Annotated in this window: 7 protein-coding genes and 3 pseudogenes; 5 read left to right on the forward strand and 5 right to left on the reverse strand. The window is 43.1% G+C overall.

Going from position 1 to position 8677, the window contains the following annotated elements:
• Window positions 1–74: 74 nt before the first annotated feature.
• Window positions 75–1820: a DUF4153 domain-containing protein gene (locus tag AC4MRN_RS07370; RefSeq protein WP_491202907.1), complete on the reverse strand. Its 1746-nt coding sequence runs from the start codon at window positions 1818–1820 to the stop codon at window positions 75–77.
• A gap of 104 nt (window positions 1821–1924) precedes the next feature.
• On the opposite strand from AC4MRN_RS07370, the gene AC4MRN_RS07375 reads away from it, so the two are divergent.
• Window positions 1925–2407, forward strand: a complete 483-nt coding sequence (locus AC4MRN_RS07375) for an acyl-CoA thioesterase (RefSeq protein WP_370164869.1) — start codon at window positions 1925–1927, stop codon at window positions 2405–2407.
• Between the two features lie 227 nt (window positions 2408–2634).
• On the opposite strand, the gene AC4MRN_RS07380 is transcribed toward AC4MRN_RS07375, so the two are convergent.
• The 3 genes from AC4MRN_RS07380 to AC4MRN_RS07390 are packed head-to-tail and all read right to left on the reverse strand — an operon-like array spanning window position 2635 to window position 3100.
• The gene (locus AC4MRN_RS07380) at window positions 2635–2778 is read right to left on the reverse strand and encodes a class IIb bacteriocin, lactobin A/cerein 7B family (RefSeq protein WP_490711945.1); all 144 of its coding nucleotides are present in this window, start codon (window positions 2776–2778) and stop codon (window positions 2635–2637) included.
• 13 nt (window positions 2779–2791) lie between these two features.
• Window positions 2792–2941 carry a hypothetical protein gene (locus AC4MRN_RS07385; RefSeq protein WP_490711944.1) on the reverse strand — a complete coding sequence of 50 codons (150 nt, stop codon included), beginning with the start codon at window positions 2939–2941 and terminating at the stop codon, window positions 2792–2794.
• Entirely contained in the window at window positions 2942–3100 is a 159-nt protein-coding gene (locus AC4MRN_RS07390; protein WP_487970765.1) for a hypothetical protein, read from the reverse strand.
• A gap of 1077 nt (window positions 3101–4177) precedes the next feature.
• Between AC4MRN_RS07390 and AC4MRN_RS07395 the strand changes: the two genes are divergently transcribed.
• Window positions 4178–4588, forward strand: coding sequence for a hypothetical protein (locus tag AC4MRN_RS07395; protein ID WP_491202908.1), 411 nt, complete (start codon window positions 4178–4180; stop codon window positions 4586–4588).
• A gap of 81 nt (window positions 4589–4669) precedes the next feature.
• Here the strand turns inward: AC4MRN_RS07395 and AC4MRN_RS07400 are convergent.
• Window positions 4670–4789, reverse strand: a pseudogene (locus tag AC4MRN_RS07400) (IS30 family transposase); the annotation flags it as partial.
• Here AC4MRN_RS07400 and AC4MRN_RS07405 point away from each other — a divergent pair.
• From AC4MRN_RS07405 to rpsJ, 3 genes and pseudogenes are all read left to right on the forward strand, one after another.
• Window positions 4747–5013 (forward strand): annotated as a pseudogene (locus AC4MRN_RS07405) (DUF6444 domain-containing protein); the annotation flags it as partial. The pseudogenes AC4MRN_RS07400 and AC4MRN_RS07405 sit on opposite strands and share 43 nt — an antisense overlap.
• A 185-nt stretch (window positions 5014–5198) precedes the next feature.
• Window positions 5199–8198, forward strand: coding sequence for a hypothetical protein (locus AC4MRN_RS07410; RefSeq protein ID WP_491202909.1), 3000 nt, complete (start codon window positions 5199–5201; stop codon window positions 8196–8198).
• Window positions 8199–8601: 403 nt separating this feature from the next.
• Window positions 8602–8677: pseudogene (gene rpsJ, locus AC4MRN_RS07415) on the forward strand (30S ribosomal protein S10); the annotation flags it as partial.

Here is an 8677-nt window from a genome sequence, read left to right on the forward strand (position 1 = left end):
TAAAGCGTTCAGGCCGGACGGCTAGGCCTTGTATTAAGCGTTACGTTCAACCCTACCATTTGGATGCACATGCGCTAATCGTCGTCTTTTACGTTGTGTCGGAGAGACACGTCTATTGTCCATTCGCCAATATGCATTTGCTTATATTTGGGCGTCTTATATTCGATACTGAGGTCACCCAGCGATTCAATCAACGGGACTTCGGGCTGGTTTTCATCAGGATGAAGCGTTTGAATTGTCAACGATTGCCAGGACTGCTGGACGCGGGCGTACAGGTAAAATGAACGAAATCCGTTAATACTCTCTTGTATCAGCAGGTACTCCATTTCGCCATCGTCATTGGGGTCGGCTTCCAGCAGATACATGTGTTTGTTGTTCATCAAGCCCCAGCGATTTTGGCTACGGTCTGTGTAAATTTGATCCAATAGTTCGGTTGGAGCATTGCACCCATTAAGACACTCAATGCTGCTTAATACTAACGTCTTGTCATCTTCATTGTTTAACGGCTCATTACTCATATACAGCCGATTCAGTCGCACAACGAAGTTTGGGTTCGAGGTTTTGTAATCTGACTTCCATTGCTGAATAACGTCGTAGCCGGGCTTGGCAAGATGACGCTCAAAGTATTGAATATCGATCTCTTCCAGGGTTATATCGCCGGATGAAAGCCGGGCTACCTGGTCCTGAACAGTGAGCTTCCTAAGGTCGAGAACCGGGCTGTTGATGGCTATAAGTATCAGCATAAATACGCAACCCATCGAGACATTGACTTTACCCAGCGAGCGAATCCATGCATCGCGTTGGCGTATTATCCCTGCCACATAGCCAAGCGCAAACAACGCCAATAAGGCCCAGACAATCATTCCCCAATAACGGCTCAGCGACCAGCCATATTGGTCGATACGCGCGGTGAGACCATAAAATACCAGTGCGCTGTAGCAGGGAAGCAGAAGAATACCCAGATAGATAAAGCGATGTAATAGCAGGCCATAGGGACGCTCTTCAGCGTCGTTTTGATACACGCTGTTAAGGGCAAATAGAATGCATGCCTGCATCCACAGAATTAAATAGCTCCCCGGCCCATTTTCCCAAATCGGCGCCAGCCCGGTGAATGGCAAAGCAATGAGAAAGAGCAGAGAGATAAACACCAGTAGCACCAACAGGTATTTGAGCAAAGCTTGTTGGAGCCGCTTAATGGTATCGACAATAAATGTAAGGCTTCGAATAAGAATGATGCCAAAGGCGAGCGCCATCGACAAAATAGGATAGTAAAACCATTCTTCAGTAAACAATTCATAAAAAAAGTCGACGTTGATGACCTTGAATAGCCCGGCCCAAAGCATCAATACGCCCCAGGTAACCAACGTGAACACCAGCGCCAGCCCGAAAGTTAGCAGGTTTCGCCAGGAGTAGCTAAACAGCTTTGGGTATGCAAATGCCTCTATATTGGCCCAGACTTGCAAGTACATCAGAGCTTTGAATGTTAGCAACGCAGTGGAAAAACAAAACGGAAACAACAAGTCTTCTACGTCAGCAAAGGGCAGTGGAACAACCTGCAGGCCGGTGTAATAAGCCAGTGAAGAACAGAGTAACGAGAAGCCAACAGCACCCAGCGTCAGGCGTTTTATGTTGTGCTCATTGACCGCTAACAAGAAGAGCGTAGGGCATATCAGTACAAATGCGTACAGCGAATATAGTGCAGTAGGTGAGGTGGCCGGCCAAAAATCGAACTCAATAGATTCGTGCAGAATGAGTAGGCAAAAGCCCTGCACTAATGCAACTAACAGCATTATTAATGTGGGGTAGCGCGACGTATCCATACGGTATCATCCTGAATTGTAATGTATTCCAATGTACAGTAAGTTGGTAGTACAAAGAAAGCCTGTCAACATAACAGGTAAAAAACAAAAACAGGACTCAGTCGATGCCCGGACAAGAACGAACCCTTACCCTGCGCTTTTTAGCAGAACCCGCAGATGTGAACTTTGGTGGAAAGGTTCACGGCGGCGCAGTAATGAAATGGATAGATCTGTGTGCCTACGGATGCGCAGCAGGATGGAGTGGTAAATACTGTATAACGGCTTATGTCGGAGGCATGCACTTTGTAAAACCTATACTGGTTGGCAGTATGGTGGAGGTAGATGCCAAGGTTATTTACACCGGCAGAACCTCTATGCATTTGCGCATTCATGTACGTGCAGGTGATCCCAAAAGCACAGAGCGCGAATTGTGCACCCATTGTATTGCGGTGATGGTCGCAATGGACGAAAACGGCAAACCAGCACAAGTACCAGAATGGATACCAGAGACCGAGCAGGACAAACGTCAGCACGAGTCAGCGGTTAAACTCATGGAAATGCGTAACAGCATACACGAGGAAATGACCACGTATCTGGATGCCGATTAATTGCCAGAATGCTTCCGGTAAAAGCGAATGCTGGTGAACAGCATGGGTATCGGTGCTATTAAAAGCAGCTTACTTTCAGGTGCCGACCAATCTACGGGGTGACCACTCGCAAAAGTAATAAGGCTAGCTGCAAGCCAGAGTAGCCAGCAAGCTGCTATGCAAATTACCGTACTAAATTTCATAAAATTTCTCCTCAATGCGGTGATGGTCAACCATCACCGCATAAGTTAGAGCCACTTATATAGTTTGTGCGCAGCAATAGCTATCGCGGAGAGTGTTGCTCCAGTTTCAAGTAGACTGACTCCCACGATCAATACTGGCAATACACCACCATTAACATCTATTATTTCTTGTTCGGTTAATTCATACATTGCTCACTCTCCCTTACTTGTAAACTTGATTACCTGCATACTTACCGGCTTCATACAGAGCATAAAGCGCAACCGCACCGCGAGCAGCATAATATCCAATTGTTAATAAGGGTAAAGCTCCACCAGAAGCCGAAGAAATTTGATCATCTGATAATTCAATCATTTATTTACCCTCCGACATCGCTTCAACGGCACCAGCTGCAAATCCCGCAGAGACTGCGAAAGTCCCTACATAGCCCGCTGCAAATTTGGCAAAAAAAGCTACTGCAGGTAAAATTCCGCCAGTTACATTCTCACAATCTGAAATGTTTAGTTCTTGCATGTTTATCTCCTGAATGCACAGCCCTTGATTGGGGTGTGTCCTATTAGTAGATATTCAAATGAATTTGATTACAGCTGTACAAATTTACGGTTTTAATCAAGATTGGCGGCGTTATTAGCTTGATTTGGGAGAAGCTTTGTAATTGGCGGTACTGTATGAGTTCAATACTCGTAAAGCGTGCTTAGTTCAGTAGGGGGAGTGATTGACTAATTGATTGTCACGGGCCTTAGTATGGATTTGATATTGGGGATTTTGTATTGTGTGTCATGATAAAATTTTCCGGCCTGAGGTAAATTTAAACCTTCTGTTCCCTAACAGTTTTTAAGAAAACCATAGTGAAGGATTGCAACAATGGTAGCTGGTATATCAGTTTTTATATTAATTATTGTCAACATTGTATTAGGGTTAAGGGCATTTACATTTTCTTCTGACCTTAAGACTGAAATTTCTGCTAAATCTTCCTCTCTTACAATACTGTATGCAATTCAATATGAAATATTAACATCTGCAGACCGAACGTTATTGCCTTTGAAGTCAAAAAAAGCTAAGCGATGCTACAGCCGGATAAAAGCATCCTTGAGGGTAATGTATTAAGCTTTTATAGTTTGTTTTTTATTTCAAATGCCTTGGACTCGGAGATAGCAAAGGTCAAAAGTACAGCTAATTCCCAAAGGTAAATTTGGCTACTAAGGGTAAATAATCTGACGAGTGCCGCTTTGTACTGTTACCTCGCAATTGAATAGATAACGTGTAAGACCAGCCCTTCTATCTATACAAGTTCCTAAGCGAGCGCGGAATATGGTTGGAATGATTAGGACAAAATACTGCTCATGTTATTTTGGCATGACCGGAGTTACTCCTGCCTCCGTTTCAAAAGCTTAAATTTGAGCAATGGGTAATTTGAAAGGCCGCCCTAAATCATACAGATAAGGGAGTGGGTTTCTTGCTAAGTCTCCAAATTTACATTCTATGGCAGTGAGATTTATATATTTCGCAGGTAGATTTGCATTCGACGTTGGTGGTCGTGGTGGTCAATGAAAGCTCTGGAGGATTAAATTGCGGGTCATAGAAGTGTTTATGTATGGTCGAAGGTGTGCTTATTATCATTCGTTTCTACAGGAACGAAAAAGGGGGGGGACGCCTAGCTTAAATTTTGCTGCGGCTAAAATTGGAATTATAGACGGTCCATTTATTATGGCAGCTTTGCTATTGATTGAAGATTGCTTTTCTTTTGGTGGCACCCCAATTTTATCTAGTATAGACAACATCGAAATGTACAACTATCGAGGGCTGTGGTGGCCTGTATTTCTTTATGCCGCCGAAGTAATCTTTTTTAAACTGGATGGAATGAAAGATATTATTCATACTATGGATTCCATGACTGATGGAGATTACAGAAAAACTAAAAAATCAGCTATTTTATATGGAATATCCATGTTGATTTTTGGAAGTGTATTTTTGATTTTGGTAATAAAAATATTAACATAGACATATTAGTACATACGTTCATACACAGTTGAACACCCAGTCTAAGCGCGAATTCAACTCCGAAGTGCACCACTCTCTAAATTAGGCAGCCTTGCGTAATCCACAGAATACCACCGCAGGTTGTCTGAAGCCGAGACACTTTCTCGGCATGATATTATATGCCCGTTCAATCTCACAAATTTGCCCAGTTGTTACCGCCCTATTTTGACAATTTAGATGATGAACAGTTGGTTATTCAAGCATTCTGGGGCCGGCAAAACGACCTCGAAGATCGAATGGGTTAGAGCAGTCGTAATTCATCTCGGCTACCATATTCTATTGGTCCAAGGGCGTCTAATGCTAAGCCGTCCAAAAAACCAACAGGCCGCAAACGTGACGCGCAATCCGGTCACAAGGGGAGCAAGCGGATGTTAGCCGTCAGTGTGGGTAAAGCCCTGATGGACGGTTCCCATCCGTTAACACGCGATTTTATTTTATTTCAAAGTTGCTGGTCACTGTGCGCATCGCTATAGTGGGAGGCTCTTCTGAAGCTCACTTTATAACGTAAGCTGTTGTTTGATAATAAATGTCGGTTAGTAAAGTGATGCTTATAAAACTCAAGGATGATGCAATGCGCGCACGTAGTCGTATATTTTTCTTTTTTTGCACGATACCGGTTTTCGTTTTAAGTGCTTGTGGTGGAGGTTCTTCAGATAGTGCGCCTAAGCCGACAACGCCTCCCATAGTTACGCCCCCTGAGTTCTCACTGAAAATAACCGAGGAAACGCTCGATGTATTGGCGCTGGGGCCCTCCTATGCAGAGAGTATTTTGCAACTGGGAGATGCAGCCTCAACACATTTAATAGAATATGTAAAAAGCGTCAGTCCACCTGAAACGTTATGTGCACTGGATAGTGAAGGGGAGAGAGGGGTGCTTAGTTTCTCTCATACCGATATTGACGGTGACTGGTTCTTGGAACCAGAAGAGACAATGACGCTAAACTACGCCAATTGCGATGCACAAGTATTAGGGGAAGTGCTTGATGGGACTATCGCATTAAAGGTTGCTGAGCTTAGTTATGATGCGAATGGAAATTTCTCCATTGTCGCTGAGTTGTCTACAAGTCAATTAGTGATTACGTCGGACAACGATACAGATGAACCGGAAGATGATTATGCACTAACGATTGACGCTCAATTTACTATATCCGTTGAAATAAATGATGCCGATACGGTCAGTATCAGCACGAATGACAATGATTTTTTTGAGGTTGAACTGGACGGTGTGGTTGAGCGCATAACGGACTTTTCTATGTCAAAAGTCACCAATTCTGACGAGGTGATAAACGTTTTATTCGACGTATCTATAGACAGCGAGGTAATGGGAGGAACGTACCGTTGTATTGCCGATGAGAGTATTCCTTTTCAATATCAAAATGCCCAGGCCGGCCTAATTGTTTGTAATGGTGATAGTAGTTCTGCGCGAATACTAAATGAACTTGTCGCTATCGATGAAAACGGAAATGGAGAATATAGTGACTATGGAAAGGTATCATGGGGTGTCATTTTTGAAGATTACTTCGTACGAAACTACAAAAGATTGAAACGATCCAGTCAGGCATTTGTGCCAGTGGGACTCGGGCGATTGTCGGTAGGAAGTCGGGCTGTGTTTCAGGACGCTGGCGATGGCAACATTTTCTTGTTTACCACAGAAACAGATCCTGATTACCCAAATTCTCTGATTTCTATTGATGTTCAAACAAAAGAAGTGAGCCTTTTAAGAGATTTCGCTGACCTCGACATTGGAGATCTGTCGATAAGTGAAGACCGCACACAATATTGCCTGGCTCTGGTAGATGGTGATGTTCTTAGTTGCTTTTCAATGGACACGCACGCAGAGGCTTTTAGCATTACGGTAAATTATACTCATCAACATAGTTACAATATTGATGAGTTACCTGCCTCCATTTGCAAGATTTACCCTGCGAGCAAAAATACGGGTTTGTACGCTATCAAAATGCGCAAAGAAGGTTATGACTGTCTGGATATCATTCTGGTTGATAATGGCAGTCAACTTCCCACTACTTTCAATGACATGGCATCTGATTATGGTTTGCCGTCTTTCCTCGTGCTGGATGCACAATTAGTGTTCGCCGACAATGATAGTAAAATCTATTTATCCAGCGCATCAAGCTGGGTAAACGGTGCAAATGTTATGCAGTTATCGCTCGGAGCGAATGGTTTTGAAAATTTGATACCACTTGATGCTAATTGGAGTGGACGTGATTATAAAGTCATAGACAATCAATTGTATGGGGCAAGATTCAAATACGATCTTAACGAGCTTTACACCATGGGAGAGTATCGGCACAAGGATGAATATGGCTACGAGGTCTATTACAATGCCCGACTAGTTGACACCGATTCAAATAAAATATTCATTGCTGAAGACGACAGAATTGTTGTTTACGACTCGCTGACGTTTAACCCTATATCGGAATTTGCACTGGATTTGGATGGTAATTTCGATGACGTTATCGGTATGGCAACGACACAGTCTGACTTAATCGTCTCAACAAATCTGTGGAGTATCGCTATACCGCTCGAAGCGTTAAACATTGAGCCTGCCGGTTTATGTTCAACGGATGATGAAAGCGAGCAATATCTGGCAGTAATGCTCTGTGGTGTTACAGACGCTGTTTATGATAGTGAGCGAAAGCTGATATATGGCATTGTGAACAATCGCGCAGGCAGTATGGGTAATGCGTTAAAAGTGATAAATCCCGACACATTTGAAGTCATTGAGTCCGTGTATATTGGAAGTGAACCTACCAAAATAGCATTATCAGCAGACAATGATTCCGCGTTTATCATGTTCATGGAGGGGTTGCAGGTTAAACAAGTCGACCTCGAAGACTATACAGTTGATGATCGGTTTGTCTTAAAAGCAGAAATAAGCCCTGATCAAACAGAGTTATCCAGCGGCGAAATAATAGATTCAGATGTCTCTTCTGAAGTTGAAGATGCTTTTGTTGTCGCAGTACAAATGCCCTGGGAGCAAGCTAACCTTCATATTTACCAACAAGGCGCCTCAAATAAGGCAACAGTTTTTGATTTTGACGTCAGTACGGTTTTATTCAGACCTGATGGTAATCTTCAGATATTCAACAACTATACACAGTATCGAACGATTAAGTATTACATGGATTTGTATATTGTGCTGACTGAAGAAATGGGCGATATACAATCCGCCGATGATAGTACTGTCCGCATTGGTAGTTCAGAGGCGATAGTTGCAGGAAACACTGTTTACACATCCTTCGGCGCTGTAATTGACCTCGAAAGTTTTACCGGTGAATACAGATTTAACATACCTGGTCTTGCTAGTGCTGTAGGTATGAATAATGACAATACCCAAATATTCTTTGCAAAAGAAGATTCAATAGATGAGTCTGTGAGATTACAACTTATAGGGTTTGATGTTGCTTCTGGCGAGGCATTCGCAACTGTAGGCGCGCAAGACGTTGATGGAAATGCCCGTCTGGATGCCTCTGTTTTGTACTTGTCCGAAACAAGAGTAGCTGCGGTGTCAGAACGAACCGGTGCACTTGTATTATTCAGTTTGCAGTAATTTGCACCATTATATTAATCAAAACGGACAAAGCTGCCTCTACGTATAAAGGAGGCGGAATTTAACGTATCAATTTGTCAGCAAGCCTTATCTGTCCGCTGTTGAGGTAACGCTATTCAAAATTTAATCATTTATTAATAATCTACAGTTGCAATAAAGCGATATCTCTGTATAATTCGCGCCCACTTGCCCTGTGTTCAACACAATTTGGGCATGGTTTCGGCCGCAGCCACACTGCTTTTAGGGTGGGTGCCAAAGCAACGTCGCAAGACGAAGCGGGCGTGTCAGAAACAAAGAACAAGGTTCCAATTGGGAATCACTGGTTTATACGCACATCTTTTCATCCCGTACGAAAGGGGAGTGAGGAGATGATTTTTTTGTTCTTTCGATTGGAGCTTAATCGATGCCAAATCAAAGAATTCGTATTCGTTTGAAAGCGTTTGATCACAAGTTGATCGATCAGTCTACGGCTGAAATCG

It is taken from the genome of Marisediminitalea sp. (assembly GCF_984433645.1).

Excerpts from the sequence above, each read along its gene's own strand:
- AC4MRN_RS07370 (WP_491202907.1), bottom strand. The coding sequence starts at position 1,820 with ATGGATACGTCGCGCTACCCCACATTAATAATGCTGTTAGTTGCATTA.
- AC4MRN_RS07375 (WP_370164869.1), top strand. The coding sequence starts at position 1,925 with ATGCCCGGACAAGAACGAACCCTTACCCTGCGCTTTTTAGCAGAACCC.
- AC4MRN_RS07380 (WP_490711945.1), bottom strand. The coding sequence starts at position 2,778 with ATGTATGAATTAACCGAACAAGAAATAATAGATGTTAATGGTGGTGTA.
- AC4MRN_RS07385 (WP_490711944.1), bottom strand. The coding sequence starts at position 2,941 with ATGATTGAATTATCAGATGATCAAATTTCTTCGGCTTCTGGTGGAGCT.
- AC4MRN_RS07390 (WP_487970765.1), bottom strand. The coding sequence starts at position 3,100 with ATGCAAGAACTAAACATTTCAGATTGTGAGAATGTAACTGGCGGAATT.
- AC4MRN_RS07395 (WP_491202908.1), top strand. The coding sequence starts at position 4,178 with ATGTATGGTCGAAGGTGTGCTTATTATCATTCGTTTCTACAGGAACGA.
- AC4MRN_RS07410 (WP_491202909.1), top strand. The coding sequence starts at position 5,199 with ATGCGCGCACGTAGTCGTATATTTTTCTTTTTTTGCACGATACCGGTT.